The sequence below is a fragment of the Fictibacillus sp. 7GRE50 genome, assembly GCF_015903875.1.
Classification (GTDB): Bacteria; Bacillota; Bacilli; order Bacillales; family Fictibacillaceae; genus Fictibacillus; species Fictibacillus phosphorivorans.
The window spans coordinates 25,934-40,095 of sequence record NZ_JACZDW010000003.1 but is presented as its reverse complement, the minus strand read 5'-3'; the positions used below and the strand labels follow the sequence as shown (position 1 = coordinate 40,095).

The 14,162-nt window shown below is 36.0% G+C and carries 20 protein-coding genes; 4 read left to right on the top strand and 16 right to left on the bottom strand.

The genetic code is table 11. From position 1 onward, the window contains the following. Positions 1-3 precede the first annotated feature (3 nt). Positions 4-924, bottom strand: a complete 921-nt coding sequence (locus IHV12_RS11440; RefSeq protein WP_197190958.1) for an aminoglycoside phosphotransferase family protein — start codon at positions 922-924, stop codon at positions 4-6. Positions 925-939: 15 nt separating this feature from the next. Then, positions 940-1,710 (bottom strand): serine hydrolase, encoded by a 771-nt coding sequence (locus IHV12_RS11435; RefSeq protein WP_197190957.1) that lies wholly within the window; start codon positions 1,708-1,710, stop codon positions 940-942. Between the two features lie 240 nt (positions 1,711-1,950). Here IHV12_RS11435 and IHV12_RS11430 point away from each other — a divergent pair, with 240 nt between their 5' ends. Next, positions 1,951-2,805, top strand: coding sequence for an RNA polymerase sigma factor (locus IHV12_RS11430; protein WP_231620727.1), 855 nt, complete (start codon positions 1,951-1,953; stop codon positions 2,803-2,805). A gap of 116 nt (positions 2,806-2,921) precedes the next feature. Here IHV12_RS11430 and IHV12_RS11425 read toward each other — a convergent pair whose 3' ends face one another. The 14 genes from IHV12_RS11425 to IHV12_RS11360 form a co-directional block, all read right to left on the bottom strand. After that, positions 2,922-3,110 (bottom strand): hypothetical protein, encoded by a 189-nt coding sequence (locus tag IHV12_RS11425; RefSeq protein WP_197190956.1) that lies wholly within the window; start codon positions 3,108-3,110, stop codon positions 2,922-2,924. Positions 3,111-3,167: 57 nt separating this feature from the next. Further along, complete coding sequence (locus tag IHV12_RS11420; RefSeq protein ID WP_197190955.1) at positions 3,168-4,418, bottom strand: ABC transporter permease; 1,251 nt, start codon at positions 4,416-4,418, stop codon at positions 3,168-3,170. Continuing rightward, on the bottom strand, positions 4,411-5,340 hold the full coding sequence (locus IHV12_RS11415) for an ABC transporter ATP-binding protein (protein WP_197190954.1): 930 nt from the start codon (positions 5,338-5,340) through the stop codon (positions 4,411-4,413). Before IHV12_RS11415 ends, IHV12_RS11420 begins: the two co-directional genes overlap by 8 nt. 6 nt (positions 5,341-5,346) lie before the next feature. Then, a complete protein-coding gene (locus tag IHV12_RS11410) occupies positions 5,347-6,201 on the bottom strand; it encodes an ABC transporter ATP-binding protein (protein ID WP_197190953.1) in 855 nt (284 codons plus the stop codon). Continuing rightward, positions 6,198-6,605, bottom strand: coding sequence for a GntR family transcriptional regulator (locus tag IHV12_RS11405; protein WP_197190952.1), 408 nt, complete (start codon positions 6,603-6,605; stop codon positions 6,198-6,200). Before IHV12_RS11405 ends, IHV12_RS11410 begins: the two co-directional genes overlap by 4 nt. Positions 6,606-6,625: 20 nt before the next feature. Beyond that, entirely contained in the window at positions 6,626-7,351 is a 726-nt protein-coding gene (locus IHV12_RS11400; RefSeq protein ID WP_197190951.1) for a hypothetical protein, read from the bottom strand. Between the two features lie 174 nt (positions 7,352-7,525). Next, positions 7,526-8,086 carry an AAA family ATPase gene (locus IHV12_RS11395; protein WP_197190950.1) on the bottom strand — a complete coding sequence of 187 codons (561 nt, stop codon included), beginning with the start codon at positions 8,084-8,086 and terminating at the stop codon, positions 7,526-7,528. Positions 8,087-8,231: 145 nt separating this feature from the next. Beyond that, the gene (locus tag IHV12_RS11390) at positions 8,232-9,143 is read right to left on the bottom strand and encodes an alpha/beta fold hydrolase (protein WP_197190949.1); all 912 of its coding nucleotides are present in this window, start codon (positions 9,141-9,143) and stop codon (positions 8,232-8,234) included. A 33-nt stretch (positions 9,144-9,176) separates the two neighbouring features. Further along, on the bottom strand, positions 9,177-10,106 hold the full coding sequence (locus IHV12_RS11385; RefSeq protein ID WP_197190948.1) for a GNAT family N-acetyltransferase: 930 nt from the start codon (positions 10,104-10,106) through the stop codon (positions 9,177-9,179). A gap of 37 nt (positions 10,107-10,143) precedes the next feature. Further along, a complete protein-coding gene (locus IHV12_RS11380; RefSeq protein WP_197190947.1) occupies positions 10,144-10,338 on the bottom strand; it encodes a DNA-binding protein in 195 nt (64 codons plus the stop codon). Between the two features lie 35 nt (positions 10,339-10,373). Then, on the bottom strand, positions 10,374-10,721 hold the full coding sequence (locus IHV12_RS11375; protein WP_197190946.1) for a DUF3147 family protein: 348 nt from the start codon (positions 10,719-10,721) through the stop codon (positions 10,374-10,376). Beyond that, positions 10,712-11,128 (bottom strand): MarR family winged helix-turn-helix transcriptional regulator, encoded by a 417-nt coding sequence (locus tag IHV12_RS11370; RefSeq protein WP_370568817.1) that lies wholly within the window; start codon positions 11,126-11,128, stop codon positions 10,712-10,714. The genes IHV12_RS11375 and IHV12_RS11370 overlap by 10 nt, the downstream gene beginning before the upstream one ends. 61 nt (positions 11,129-11,189) lie before the next feature. Continuing rightward, positions 11,190-11,435 (bottom strand): hypothetical protein, encoded by a 246-nt coding sequence (locus IHV12_RS11365; protein WP_197190945.1) that lies wholly within the window; start codon positions 11,433-11,435, stop codon positions 11,190-11,192. A 948-nt stretch (positions 11,436-12,383) separates the two neighbouring features. Beyond that, on the bottom strand, positions 12,384-12,638 hold the full coding sequence (locus IHV12_RS11360) for a hypothetical protein (RefSeq protein WP_197190944.1): 255 nt from the start codon (positions 12,636-12,638) through the stop codon (positions 12,384-12,386). A 129-nt stretch (positions 12,639-12,767) separates the two neighbouring features. On the opposite strand from IHV12_RS11360, the gene IHV12_RS11355 reads away from it, so the two are divergent. The 3 genes from IHV12_RS11355 to IHV12_RS11345 all read left to right on the top strand — a co-directional run bounded on the left by IHV12_RS11355 (position 12,768) and on the right by IHV12_RS11345 (position 14,063). Continuing rightward, a complete protein-coding gene (locus IHV12_RS11355; RefSeq protein ID WP_197190943.1) occupies positions 12,768-13,085 on the top strand; it encodes an ArsR/SmtB family transcription factor in 318 nt (105 codons plus the stop codon). Positions 13,086-13,148: 63 nt separating this feature from the next. Continuing rightward, positions 13,149-13,577 carry a DMT family transporter gene (locus IHV12_RS11350; protein WP_197190942.1) on the top strand — a complete coding sequence of 143 codons (429 nt, stop codon included), beginning with the start codon at positions 13,149-13,151 and terminating at the stop codon, positions 13,575-13,577. 18 nt (positions 13,578-13,595) lie between these two features. Beyond that, a complete protein-coding gene (locus tag IHV12_RS11345; RefSeq protein ID WP_197190941.1) occupies positions 13,596-14,063 on the top strand; it encodes a DMT family transporter in 468 nt (155 codons plus the stop codon). Positions 14,064-14,162: the final 99 nt, after the last annotated feature.

Below are 14,162 nucleotides of genomic sequence, written 5' to 3'. Positions count from 1 at the left end.
AATCTAGAGAAGTGCGTTATTATTTTTGTATTTACTCACTAAGTTTTTGAAGACCTGAATGGTATTTAAAAAGCTGTCCTGCATTTGACCATCTTCAATTGTCCAACAAGTAGCTAACACAGCATGTGAATAGGCTCTTAACAAAACTCGTTCTTTATTCAGATTCAGTACATCTACAAAAATTTCAATTCGTTTTTCTGTTATCTCTTCCATTCGCTGTTCAGGTAATTTATTCAGCAAATATTGAACAACCTCATATTCACGGTCTCCGACTAAACCCTTTGGATCGATTACAGTCCAAGAATCTCCATTTGCTAGTATATTGTAGTGGTGAAGGTCGCCATGAAGTAAATATGTCTTCTCTATAGAAGTGTTTAATCCTTCAGTAATAAATAAAGCCTCTTCAATGGTTGCTTTTGAAACAGATAGATAACTGTTGTAATTTTGATAGATTCGTTTCAAACTATTTTTACGATCAATAACCGTCGGAAGATTAGAATCAACTGGGGCAGGAATCATTAACTTCTTCATCACATTGGCAGCAATTATAGTAGCCTGATCATCATCTTCTAATTCAGCTAATGTTTGTCCTGGCTTTATTCGTTCAAGGATCATAATTCCTCGTTCCTTCTCAAACGCTAACACTTTAACTGTACTTTCACCAGACAAAAGTTGAAGTGCGCGTAATTCCGCTTCGAATTCTTTCTGATCGATCACAATTTTTAAAACCACTTCACTTCCATCACTCCTTAAAGCCGGAGCAACGAAATTGTATGAAAGATTGAAAGGCTGTTGGATGTGAAGATTATAGATCTTTTCGCAGTCAGTGAGTATCTCTTCAAAATGACCTAACCATTCACTAGCCTTTTCTCCATGAACACCTGTAATCTGTTTAATGAATGTATCAGGAAGTTTGTAACTCATCACATCACTCCATTGTCATCTGTTCTTTTCTTTGTTGGTGTATTCGTGGTACAACAACTTCATAGACTCTACTATTCTTTCATCAGATAAAGTGTTTGAATAACGATTCGGGATATCATTAACTCCTAGTACATAGAGCAACGGATATTGATGGAATTCTCCTAAAATTCCTATATCCACCACTAAATTCTCTAAACCACCGCTCATGTGATTCAACATATGGTTTGGAATTCCGTCAAGGTGATCTTGTGGACGAACTAGACCGTTCATTACTGGTAACCACAATTGAGGTTCAGCGTGATATCCTTTATATATCGCTTTTAATATATGAAGCACTTCACCGATTTCTCCGCTATTTTCAAGATCGCGGGGATTTGAAGTGAGATTGAAGTGATTGTACTCTCGACTAAGCTCTGCATTTAACTTCTTCCACCCTCCACAGTAATTCACAATGCTATCAGCAGCTTTACTATCGTGACATGTGATCATCACTTCAACGAGATTACCTAAAGACAAAGACAGTATACCTTGAAAATGTGGAAATAATATGGCACTGTTCTCCTCTTTATCGAGTTGAAAATCCTCAATTAAGTCATTCCAATGAAACAAGCCTCTCTCCACCCATTTTGTTACGCAATATCCAACTACTACTTTTGCGGCCGAAGCTAAAGGAACGATCAAGTCAGGATTAAATGAACATACAACTTCTTGCAGTTTCGTTGAATAGATGATTATACCTACTTGATCGGATTCAACAGTCTTTAATGATGTTACTACATTTTGCATCTAGTTTACTCCTTCACATAATATAATTGTAACTTTTATCCAATTCAACAATAACACACTTCATTTCTAACTTTTTTAAAAAATTTCGTAAAAAGCGTATAATTTCCAGTAGAATATTCGTTGTACATAGTGAACGGTAAATAGAAGGGAGCAATAACATGTCTCAGTTAACGAAAACTCTTCACGCGCAGTCCAATGATTTACGTCAAAAACTAGACGAAGAAATCCAAGACTTCAGTGATGCACTATGGAATTATTGCAGATATCTTACGGGTTCACCATGGGTATGGTGAAGACTTGTATCAAGAAACGATACTAAAAGTACTTGGTGGTCTTTTTACAAGATGGCATCCAACTAACTTAAAATCCTATGTATTTCGCATCGCAACCAACACTTGGATCGACCAGTGTCGAAAAGAAAAAAGAACACTCGGCGAACTACATGAAAACAATGAAGCTTTTGAAGAATTGTCGGACAATCTGGAGTTAGAAGAAGCTCTAGTAAAATTAGATGCCCTTTTTTCCCCACGACAAACTGCAGTGTTTCTTCTTTTGGAGATTTTTCGCTTTCAAGCTGATGAAGTTGCGAGTATCGTAAAAACAACGCCTGGCGCTGTTTATGCTTCAGTGAGAAGAATGAAATATAAATTACAAACCAATAGAGATCATTCGATTAAACCGAAGCTTGAAAATTCACCTCAACAATCAAAGACGATACAAGCCTATTTGAAGGCATTTAATCATGGTGATCTAAAAGGAGTGCTAACTCTTATAAGTGATCAAGCACATTACGAAGCATCATTAGGTTTCCTAGAAGTAAACAAAGAGGAAATCATAAATGGGTCACTTTCATACGGCTTACCTGGACATCATGCTATTGAATGTGAGCTATGGGGTAAACATGTCATTGTGGTATTGGCTGAAACGGATCAAGGTCAGCTTGTACACGATATTCAATATCAAGAAGTCGAAAATAACAAGATTGTTTACCACAGAAGCTTTTTCTTTAGAAAAGAGTTCATTGTGGCTGCCTCAAAAGAATTGGGATACAAGCCACAATTAAATAAGCCTCCTCTTAACTGGGAAGAGAAATGATACATTTCGGAATAATGCTCTTTTAGTTAAAAGACTAAATATGCAACCATAAAGAAACTTGAAGTTCAAAAAAATGTGACTGGTATGTCCAGTCACACAAAGTTTAATAGATTTAATTAGGAAACAATCTCACACTTTAACGTATTTCGATTCACTTGGATATATTCACCTGTTGTTTTATTCATTATTTGTGACACTTGATTGGTGTGTGTAATTTCACACCAATCATTTTGTATATCAACCATTATTGTTATTTGAACATCAGCTTCTCCATACTTCAAACCGCTATAAGATAATTTTGTCATCGGCATAACTCCTTTCTTATTTTTTATTAATTTAATGAGTCTTCATCAATAAACGGTCTAGTAGCGCAGCCACTTCCAAATCTCACTTGGTGTCGCATTTTTTCCATAAAGTAAAATACCTGTCTTAAACACTTTTCCAGCTAATTTCATCAACAGCCAAATACTAGCTAATAAGATAACTAATGCAATAATGATCTCAACCCACGGCCATTCATCCAATAAGGAAAGGCGAAGGATAAGGATGCTTGGAGATGTAAGTGGAAAATATGTGGCAACTTGAGCAATGATTCCGCTCGGGTTTGCCAAAATAGGGCCGAGAAATATAAGCGGAAGAAACGGTAGCATCATGACGATTCCTTGAAAATTGCTTGTAGCTGTCATATCTTCAACCGTTGCACCAATACCAACGAAAATAGCAGCAAACATCAAGTAACCGGCTATAGAGATCGCTAGCAAGAGCAATAGTTCCGCTACAAAGAGATATTCCATGACTGGTAGCTCATATCTCCATGCTGCAATCGGAACAACGAGTAATAGCCAAGTTCCTACTTGAACAAGTCCTAATATGAAATAACCGATGATTTTCCCTTGCATTAAGTCTCCAGGTGTTACGGAGGATAATACAATCTCAGCTACTTTTTCCTTCTTTTCTTGAGAGGCACTCTGGAAGATCATCATACCTGTCATAACGATTGAAAAAAGGACGATACCAGCAAATGCTCCTGGGATGATGCGTTCCATTGAGCTGTCATCCGCACTCTGTTTATCTGACGGATTTAGAGAGCCTGAATCAGTTTGTGTTGAAGCTTCTTCTGACTTGATCTCTATCCCTTTTGTTATCGATTGAACGACTTCAGGAGAAAGGTTAAGCTGATCAAATTTCACCTGACGCAGTGGCTCTTGTAGAAACTGCACTTCACTTGAAAAGGTGTCAGGCATTTCATTACTTGTGAAAACCTTCACTTCTCCTGTTTTTACCGCATTATCTGTCAATGCCACATAAGCTTGGTTTTCGGATGATTCTATCTCTTTAAGTAACTTTTTTGAATCACCTGTTACTTCTTCCATCTTCCAAGATAAATCTTGGGATTTGACCAAACCATTAACTTCATCAAAAAGGTTTAGTTCATCCTTCACATATACTGTAACGTTCTCTGAATCAGGTTCTCCTTCCAGCTTTTCAAGGAGTGTAGGGAAACTAGCGAACACGATAAATAATAGTGGCGTCAAGAGGAGTGAGATAATAAAAGATTTATTTTTCATGTTCCGCTTAAGTTCCCACTTAGCTACTTTCCAGCTGTTACGCATACTTCACACCTTCTTTCACAATCATGTTTTTATCAGAAGCGATATCAATAAAAATCTCATGAAGAGATACACGATCGATTATTAATTCATATACATTCAACTCAACTGGCAGCTCTCTAAGCCAGGTCGGGATGTGTACGTCTTGCTCTAAGTAAAGAATCGCTCGATCCTCTTTACTTTCAACGCGATGAACAGAGGGGATATTACGCAACAATTCTTCAGGGTTGTCACCAATAATCGTACATTTGAAGTTTGCGTATTCCCTCTTTACATCTTCCATCTCACCATAAATCACTTTCTTGCCTCGATGGATCATAAATAATCGATCACATAGTTCTTCGACCATGTTCATCTGATGAGATGACAGGAGAATTGCTGTGCCATTGGCTGCAAGTTCTTTAATTTCTTCTTTAAATACTTCTTGGCTTACAGGATCAAGACCTGAAAATGGTTCATCTAAAATAAGCAGTTCTGGTTCGTGAATAATCGCCGCGATCAATTGAACTTTTTGCCCCATCCCTTTTGAAAGCTCTTCTACCTTTGTGTTCTCTTTACCAGCAAGTCCGAACTTCTCTAAATACTCTAGAGCACGCTTCTTCGCCTTTTTTTGTGGATAATCTTTAAGTTCAGCGAAATAAAGCAAGATATCCATCACATTTACGTTTTTATATAAACCTCTTTCCTCCGGTAAATAGCCTATCTTATGACGAGGAATCTCAGCATTTCCATGAAAATGAATAGATCCTTCGTCTGGATACATAATGCCCATAATGTTCCGGATCGTTGTAGATTTCCCAGCACCATTTGGCCCAAGAATCCCCATGATCTCACCACGATGAACTTCAAAAGAGATATCAGAAATAATTCTCTTATCTTTAAACGATTTCCCTAATCGCTCTACTTTCAATATGCGCTCATTCATCTTCTCTTACCTCCCCATTAGCATGTAAGTAATAATTTCTTCTACTTCTAAAACCTCTGATTGCATAATTTTTATTTCATTTTTCTTCAGGAATGTGTCTGTTTGATCTACATTATTAGAAATGAGTAAGCGATCGTTCAAACGGTCGATCTCACCAGGAATCTTTTCAATCCCTAACCCATCTTCAAACCAATAGCGCTTGTATCGGTACACTAATTCTTCTTTCTCGTATTTACCTAATATTTTGCCTTCGTTCATGATTACGATATAATCTGCTAACTTCTTAATATCATCAACTTGGTGGGTAGCAATAACGATCGCTCTCTCATCTCTTTCCATCCACTTCACAAGAATGTTCATTAATTTTTGTTTTGAAGGTATATCCATATTGGCAGTGGGTTCATCTAAAATTAAAAGTTTTGTGTTCTTAGAGAGAGCTAAAACAATGTTAAGTTTTTGCTGCATGCCTTTAGACATTTTTCCAAAACGTTTATTAAGGTCGATTTCAAAAGTTCTTACAAGATCCATAAACATTTCTTGATCCCAGTTTTTATACCAAGGTGCCATTAAATCTCTTAGTTGATTTCCAGTTAACAAATCACAACCTAAAACAGATTGTGGTTGATATGCAACATCTTGTTTCCAATGTTCGCTGGACTTTATATTTGTACCAAAATGCAACAGAAGGCCGTTGTCCGGTTTCACTAGGTTCATCATCATTTTTATGAGAGTGCTTTTCCCTGCACCGTTGTTACCAATTAGTGCCGTAATCGTACCGAGTTCAATATCTAAATCTATTGGACCCACTGTGAAATCATCTACTGTTTTCTCTACTCTTTCAATCTGTGTACAAAGCTTCATTCACTACCACCTCGATCGTTATCTTTAAGTCTTGCTAGCACTTCTTCAAACACTGATCGAATTTCATCTACTGAGTAATTGTGTCGAAGAGCGGTCTCTACACCTTTTTCAATCGCTTCAGAAACAGATGATACAGCTAATTTTTCCATCTTTTTTACCTCCACTTCAGCAACGAAAGTACCCTTTCCTTGCGTTGTTTTGATAAACCCTCCGTACTCTAAATCTTGATAAGCACGCCGAGTAGTAATGACACTGATCTCTAAATCTTTTGAAAGTGCTCGAATGGAAGGAAGAGTTGAACCTGCTGGTAACTTACCACTAACTATTAGTGCTTTAATTTGTCCTTCTATCTGGTGGTAGATGGGAACCCTGGAATCTCTAGAAAGCTTAATAGGAAGTTCCATTAAAATGCTTCCTCCCTTCTTTACTGAAAATAATCCAATTTATTCATGTGTTTTTTCATATAACTCATCCAAAATACAACACTTACACCCGCTGCGATGACGGATATCACAGATGAAACAAGGGGCCATTTGCTTGCAAGCACAATAGTGAGACCAACTAATCCGTAACTCGAGAGATAAGGAACAGCAAATAATATTAACGAGAAGCTTCCCAATAAAACGACTGCGTAAAACGCCATCTTCACGTTCGTGACTTTATCGCCTGAATCACTCGCCGGATATACACTTCCATAACAGATCCCAAAGCTAAGCCAGATGAGTGAAAATGCTATAAACTCAAGAGGCGGTAACGTTTGTCGCAATTCAGGAGCAAAGCTATACATGATCACTAATACTGCTAGATGGAACGGAAGTGAGTAAATAAAATAAATAATAAATCGGCTTCTTACCACAATCTCTCTTGGAATAGGAAGTTGGTTAAGAAATACTGTAAAAGGTTGTGCCCACATATTGTCAGAAAGTTTTTGGTATTGATATTCCTTTGGTTTAGCCCATATGGCTGCAACACCAAAAGTAAGTAAAAAGAAAATATCATAAAGCATAAAGTGTTCTTCTAAGTAAGAACCAATAGACATCGTCAAGAAAAACGAATATGGCGCTAATAAAAAAAGTAAAAATAAAATACTTTTCTTTGAATGTATTAATTCAAATTTTGATAGCCGAAATGCTTGTTGCCACCGGTTCATAAACATCATCCACCTTTTTGTAACTGTTATAGTGTTTATATCTATATACACACTATATAACATTCGTGATTGTTTTTCCACACTTTTTCCAAGGGAATTTTGTTATGAGCTTTATTCGCTGATAGTTCAAAAAAAAGTAGAGACAACTCATTTGAGATGTCTCTACTTGTATTATTATAGGTTAAAAGTATGACAGATAAGATTGGCCACATCATCCGCACTTAAATCTGTATTGTTAATACGCAGATAATTTTTCTTTTTCAACTCGCCTTCATAAGAGTTTAATCGATACATTTCCATTGATGTTCTTACATCCGTTTCTGACCAGGTTAAATCTCGTTTGGAAGGTTTATGTTCAAGACGATGAGAAGTCGTGTTTCTCTTAAGTCTTGTCTCTAGATCAGATTCAAGTTCGACAAAATAGATCTCTGCTCCTTCCTTCTCAAACACCTGGCACACACCTTCAACAAACTCCCAATCTTCCTTATAATTAAACGCCCATACATATGTAAATATCATTCCATATTGATCACTCTTCGCAAATGTTTGAAAAATCTCTGAACGAAACAAGTTCACCAGTCTTCTTCCCTCATCAGAACCATATTCAAAAAACGGTGTAACAAGATCGATCGTCATGTGATTATGAAAAAGCTTTAATTTTGTGACTTTCTCTAACTCATGCCCAACAGTCATCTTCCCAACCGCTTGCGGGCCAAATAATAATACGAGTTTCATCTCTTCACCTCTATATGTTAAATGTTTATTCTCTAGTTACACAAACGAATGAAAAACACCTCTTCTTCAAAACAGCTTAGAAGACGGATTTTAAAAAGGCCGTTAAATTTAAAAGAAAGACCAGCGAAACATGGTCTTTCTAATCCTAAGATTGCAGATAATCTATGACAACTTGCTTAAACTTTTCTGACTCCTCGTAATGAGGAGTGTGACCACTTTCTTCAAAGATCAATACTTCTCCGTTAATAGCCTCTCGTTCGAACACCTCAAAATGTTTATCACACGTACAAGCATCATATTTTCCAACGAGTAACAACATCGGATTTTCAACAAACTTTATGTCCTCTAACAAAGAATCAAAAATCTTGCCTTCTTCTCTTAACAAATTGTAGTGGTGCTCTGAACGGTCATAGAATTCGTCCCATTCTTCCTCAGAATAAAATGAATAATAATCCGTTGGGTTATTATGATTATGCCGATAGATCTCCATACGGTTCTCACCTAACTCATCACTCAACTTCATATATTCTTCTGTTAATTCACGAATGGTATGATTCCCCTCAGCAAGTAACAAACCTTTCTCGTATAGTTCGTGTTTGCCATACTTTTTAAGTAAATGTGCAGTTTTTCTGATAAGACTTCTCGATGTTAGTTCAAAATCAAAAGTTGGTCCCTCGAAAATCACTTTTTCTATAGATTCAGGATGTTGCCGAACATAAGCTAGAGCTAAAAATCCACCAAATGAATGACCAATAAGTGACCACTTTTTTATATGTAAAAGTTCTCGAAGAGCTTCACAGTCATCGATTAAATCTTGAAAACCAAAGGGTTCATTCTTTTCTATGTTTTCAGAACGACAAACTCCTCTTTGGTCTATTAAAATTAGATTGAAATGCTTTCCAAATCTTTCAGCTTGATGGAAGGAAAAATCATGACATCCTTCCCCAGGACCTCCGTGAAGATAAAGGATAGCTGGTTTATCATCAGTACCGTAACGTTCTACATATAACTTTTTGCCTCTAATTTCAATTTCTTGACCGTTTAGTTGCTTTATCATTTCTTCATCGCCTTTCTTTTTTTCATGAAGTTCTTAATGTTTACTAGATTGATAGTACAAGTGAAGCAAATCTTCTACAGGAATGTTATCTATCTTCATACCGGTAATATCACATTTTTCAATTTCAACATGTTTAAGATCACAATTTACTAGTTTGGACCCAGTAAGATCGCACCTGTTAAATAGAAGAGGATTCCCTTTGTCCCCAAGATTTGTATCTATGAATTGGGCACCACTTAACGTCACGTAAATGAATTCACTATCAGATAAATTCAAATCGGCAAACATTGTATTTCTATAGTTAATATTTTGAAACTTTGAACGACTTAGATTGCAATTGCTCATATGTATTTGACTTACGTTACTGTTGCTTATCGAACAACGTTCCATCGTAACTTGGTAATATTCAGAATGACTTAGATCAGAGTTTTCATATTGATGATGAGATAAGGTTTGATTTTTCATCATACTCTCATGTTGAAACGGCTGCTTAATATGTTTTACAAAACAAAACTCTTCTTCACCTTCAAAGGTCACAACATACCCCATCTTTTTATAAAAGTAATGGTTATTCAGCTGTCTAGTCGACGTCTCAAGATCCCAAGCTCTTACATAAGGAAATTCTTTTTCAATTAAATTTATAACTAAAGAACCAATCCCTTTACCTTGGTAATCTGGATCAATAAAAATTCGATCAATCCTGCCGTATGACTTTCCTGAGATGGTGGCTATGATTCCTCCAACAAGAAAACCATCGTACATTACTTTGAAATATTCTAATTCTCTAATCATATATTTAGTCATTTCAACAGATGTGTATCCTGGTGGCTGTATATTGAAGTCGATGGTATCTAGATGCGTAAGCCATTTTTCTGCTTCGCCATCAAACGTTTTTTTCATAATGGCAGTTAACTGTACTGCATCGTTAATTGTTGCTTTTACAAGTGTAGTCTGATCTAACATGTAAGCGTTCTCCTTTATATGTATAAAAAACACTGTGTTATTTCTTAAAAGACAGTCCTCTTTCATGCAGTCCAGCAAGAAGTTGTCCCATCGCTTTCGGACCTATTCCGTGTAATTTCTTAAGATCTGATTCCCTCCAATCTGTAAGTTGCTCGATTGAAGATATGCCTGCAGAGGCTAAAGCTCTTTCAGCGGGTTTTCCTAATTTTGTGGGGAGATTTGTATTTTGCATACTTTCACCTCTTTACGGAATTAAATGTCTGGTATTCAGATTATCGTTTTTATTAATTTTATAGCTACCTCTTGAAGCAAAATACATAGAAACCAACCGCTTATACCTAAACCTAAACAGGTGATTAATGATAATGAGTGCTTTAATGAAATATATACAATCACTAATAAAACGGCAGTCGCCGGAAATCCCCATAGAACGCCAAGAGCGAATTTGCTTAACGTTTTGGTTGGCTCTCCTTGTACATAAAGCCAAATGATGCTTAACAAACTGACAAGTGGAAGAGCAGCCACCACCCCACCAAAACTAGGAAACCTTCTAGCAATTTCGGTAACAGCTGCTATAACTCCTGCAGAAATTAAAATTTTCATAACTACATACATGATTTTGCACGCTCACTTAGGAGTTTGAATGCCTTTGAGATTAACTCCTTTTCAACTTCATCCATATTACTAAAAATATGATTTAACTTTTCTTCATCAAGACTCGTGTTTTCATGAAGTACGTTTGTGCCAAAATCGGTTAACCGAAGAATGACTTTTCTTTCATCCTCCTGATCACGTTTCTTTTCTATATAGTTTTTCTGAATCATCCGCTTTACATGCTCAGACGCCGTATTGTGAGAGATATCGAGATGAGTCGCTACATCATTTACAACTACCCTCTCTTTTTTATCAATCAATTGTAGAATCCGTACCATTTGATGAGTTATTTTCTCACCATGTGGATAATGTAAATGGAAATAGATGTCTGTCCAATATTGATTTATCTTTGACAAACTAAACAAGATAAGCACCTCTTTTTACATCGTTTATTAAGATTATATCTTTTAACACGATATAAAAGAAGGTTTATATGACTCCGATGAAAGATAAAACTCCAAAAATAAAGATAATAAAGAACAAACCGATACCGCTGAATGCAGTTGAACGCCAGAAACCTTTCGTACTAATGAAAGCTGTTATAAATGCTAAAAGTACCCCGACTAAAAGGATGATAAAACCAATTTCACTTAATCGGTTCTCAATGACGAATTGTAAAATAAGTAAGGTGGTTAAGAGGATTAGTATAGCTGCGATGCCCATATGTTTTCTCATTAATTAGGTCACCTTTCGTTTGCATTTCAGATTGAAAAAACTAATAACCAACTGGTAAACTGGAAATATACAGCATTATTTTAATTGTATTTTTCAGGTGATTCTTAGGAAGGGAGAATGTGAAATTGAAAATAGACCGTTCTATTAAATATAGAAAATTACCTGATCGTTATAAGACGCATTTAAATGTAATGTATTTTGTCAAACATAGCATATTTGCTTTTACTTTTATTTTGTTGGATATAATCTCCCTCATTTTTATTGTTCTTGCACCTCACCCACCCACCTTTTGGATTACCATTCCACTGGTCGTAATCATTAATGTTTGGTCACTTACGATATTACTTAGAAATACGGAAAACATGATATTAGAACCCATACTCTATACAGCTTGCTTAGGTGTTGTTGGTTCATTATGTAATTTCGTCGTTGTCCAAAAATTTTACTATCTTATTTTCAAATTCTTTTCTTCCTTTTATTTTTATTGATATTTTCCTTATTTGTTGCCCAACAGATTTGGTACCAAGTCAAGAAATTCTCGAACATACATAGTAATTTTGGAGAAGAAAAACTAAATCCTAAAAGAGATTACTTCATAATGATTCTTTTTGGCATTGGTTATATTATTTACGCGTATTTTACCAAAATTTATCCTATACTTACCATCGCATATCCTTTGACTATTTTTTCATTTTTTTGTTTGTTTTTTGCTTACTTATCGGTAAAGTTCTTCCACAAATATTTCTTCATGAAAACAAACATGAAGTATGTTCCTTTACCAAAACAATTAAGGAAACAAATAAAAGCTAAAAAAGTTACGATGTAGATCAAATATTCAAGTGATTACACTAGGTTAATAAAAATTATCCTATTCACTTAAATATAAAAAGCGTTGCATACGCAACACTTCATAATAAAGAGTTGAGAGAATCCGCACATACAAAATATTTACGATTCAAGAAGTCGTAAGTATTTAGTAAAATAAGCACCTAACAGTAAAAGAACAACCGAAATTCCCCAGCTCCATATCCCAAGGAAATCAAACCAGTAGGCTAAAAGATTAACTATCGCGATTAAGAAAAAACAGATTGATGTTAATGCTGTCCTCAGACCTTTAATTCCTTGTGAACGCCTTTGCCGTATGACGTATGTAATGGAGAATATCAACGTTATGAGGACAAGAACGGATAAAATGGATTCCATCTTTACTTCCCTCCTATTTGGTTTCTACTTAATAATACGATTCATATTTCCGATATGTTTCATTTTTTTCCAATTTTCAGGAGTGTTAACAAATTGACATATCGAGAAAAACCGATTAGAGTATAAAACATGAACAATCCAATCGATGTATTTAAGGCGCTTTCCAACGACATTCGCCTCGATATTCTGAAATGGCTCAAAGATCCACATCAACACTTTGATAAACCCACTGCTCATCTATCAAAAACGATTAATGAGAAAGGCGGTATCTGTGTGGGAGATATACAGGAGAAAGCGAATCTATCGCAATCCACTGTATCCCAATATTTATCGATGATGCAGAAAGCTGGTTTGCTGGAATCAGATCGTCATGGCAAATGGACGTACTATCGGAGAAATGAAAAAAACATTCAAAAGTTAGCCACCTATTTACAAGAAGAATTATAGGTTCTTCTTTTTTTGTTTTTATATCGATAATTTGAAATATGTAAATATGAAGGAGTTTTGTTTATGAAAATATGGACTTATCTTTTAGCATTACTTGCTGGTGTTTCGCTAAGTGTTGAAGGGGCGATATACGGCGAGCTTGGAAAAACAATCGGAAAATTAGAAAGCAGCTTTTACAACTTTTTTGTTGGTGCCATTATACTTGGAATCGTCGTTCTATTCTTAGGTAAAGGTTCTCTAAGCTATACGTTTCAAGCTCCTAAATGGGAACTTTCTGGTGGTGTCCTGGGTACCATCTATCTGACAATCTTAATTATAGCGATACCGATTGTTGGTGTAGGCATTGCTATGATTTCTGTTATCATCGGTCAGATCGCTATGAGTATACTCATCGAGCACAAGGGCTGGTTAGGGAGTTCAAAGGCTTCCGTTAACAAAGAAAAACTTATTGCAGTATCGCTCATGACCATCTCACTGCTGCTCATTTTTTAGGAAAGAAGGGATAACAACATGAACATAATAATTCTTCTAGGATCAGTCATAGGTGGTATATTACTTAGTGCTCAATCATCAATAAATGGAGCTTTCAGCAGAAAATCCGGTACGTATGAAGCTGCGTTTTTAACATTTTTCTCAGGTGCACTCCTTCTAGCCATTCTTATTCTTTTCTTTGGTGAAGGTAACATCTTAAAGGTCTTTGAAGCGCCTAAGTGGCAGCTTGCAGCCGTTTGGTTCGGGGTTGGTTACTTATTTTTAACAGTAGTTGCTGTACCACGCATTGGTGTCATCGCTACTAACATTGCTACCGTCATTGGACAGCTTACCGCGGGTATGGTTATCGACCATTTTGGATTTTTTGGAGGACTATCCGTTCCCTTCACTTGGGAACGCATGCTCGCGATTCTTTTGATGTTCATTGCACTTCGTTTTATATATATCGGTAATAAAAAGCAAAGTAATGAAACGATGCGATTATAAGTCACGTAAGCGTTTGTATCACATTTCTATCACATAAACCTCACAGAACGTTCACAAAACCGTTGTGTAAAGTCTCTTAAGGTGTTCTATTATTTGAAC

Bases quoted from the DNA above. Each gene is read 5' to 3' on its own strand.
- IHV12_RS11440 (WP_197190958.1), bottom strand. From the start codon at position 924: ATGAGTTACAAACTTCCTGATACATTCATTAAACAGATTACAGGTGTT.
- IHV12_RS11435 (WP_197190957.1), bottom strand. From the start codon at position 1,710: ATGCAAAATGTAGTAACATCATTAAAGACTGTTGAATCCGATCAAGTA.
- IHV12_RS11430 (WP_231620727.1), top strand. From the start codon at position 1,951: ATGCACTATGGAATTATTGCAGATATCTTACGGGTTCACCATGGGTAT.
- IHV12_RS11425 (WP_197190956.1), bottom strand. From the start codon at position 3,110: ATGACAAAATTATCTTATAGCGGTTTGAAGTATGGAGAAGCTGATGTT.
- IHV12_RS11420 (WP_197190955.1), bottom strand. From the start codon at position 4,418: ATGCGTAACAGCTGGAAAGTAGCTAAGTGGGAACTTAAGCGGAACATG.
- IHV12_RS11415 (WP_197190954.1), bottom strand. From the start codon at position 5,340: ATGAATGAGCGCATATTGAAAGTAGAGCGATTAGGGAAATCGTTTAAA.
- IHV12_RS11410 (WP_197190953.1), bottom strand. From the start codon at position 6,201: ATGAAGCTTTGTACACAGATTGAAAGAGTAGAGAAAACAGTAGATGAT.
- IHV12_RS11405 (WP_197190952.1), bottom strand. From the start codon at position 6,605: ATGGAACTTCCTATTAAGCTTTCTAGAGATTCCAGGGTTCCCATCTAC.
- IHV12_RS11400 (WP_197190951.1), bottom strand. From the start codon at position 7,351: ATGAACCGGTGGCAACAAGCATTTCGGCTATCAAAATTTGAATTAATA.
- IHV12_RS11395 (WP_197190950.1), bottom strand. From the start codon at position 8,086: ATGAAACTCGTATTATTATTTGGCCCGCAAGCGGTTGGGAAGATGACT.
- IHV12_RS11390 (WP_197190949.1), bottom strand. From the start codon at position 9,143: ATGATAAAGCAACTAAACGGTCAAGAAATTGAAATTAGAGGCAAAAAG.
- IHV12_RS11385 (WP_197190948.1), bottom strand. From the start codon at position 10,106: ATGTTAGATCAGACTACACTTGTAAAAGCAACAATTAACGATGCAGTA.
- IHV12_RS11380 (WP_197190947.1), bottom strand. From the start codon at position 10,338: ATGCAAAATACAAATCTCCCCACAAAATTAGGAAAACCCGCTGAAAGA.
- IHV12_RS11375 (WP_197190946.1), bottom strand. From the start codon at position 10,721: ATGTATGTAGTTATGAAAATTTTAATTTCTGCAGGAGTTATAGCAGCT.
- IHV12_RS11365 (WP_197190945.1), bottom strand. From the start codon at position 11,435: ATGAGAAAACATATGGGCATCGCAGCTATACTAATCCTCTTAACCACC.
- IHV12_RS11360 (WP_197190944.1), bottom strand. From the start codon at position 12,638: ATGGAATCCATTTTATCCGTTCTTGTCCTCATAACGTTGATATTCTCC.
- IHV12_RS11355 (WP_197190943.1), top strand. From the start codon at position 12,768: ATGAACAATCCAATCGATGTATTTAAGGCGCTTTCCAACGACATTCGC.
- IHV12_RS11350 (WP_197190942.1), top strand. From the start codon at position 13,149: ATGAAAATATGGACTTATCTTTTAGCATTACTTGCTGGTGTTTCGCTA.
- IHV12_RS11345 (WP_197190941.1), top strand. From the start codon at position 13,596: ATGAACATAATAATTCTTCTAGGATCAGTCATAGGTGGTATATTACTT.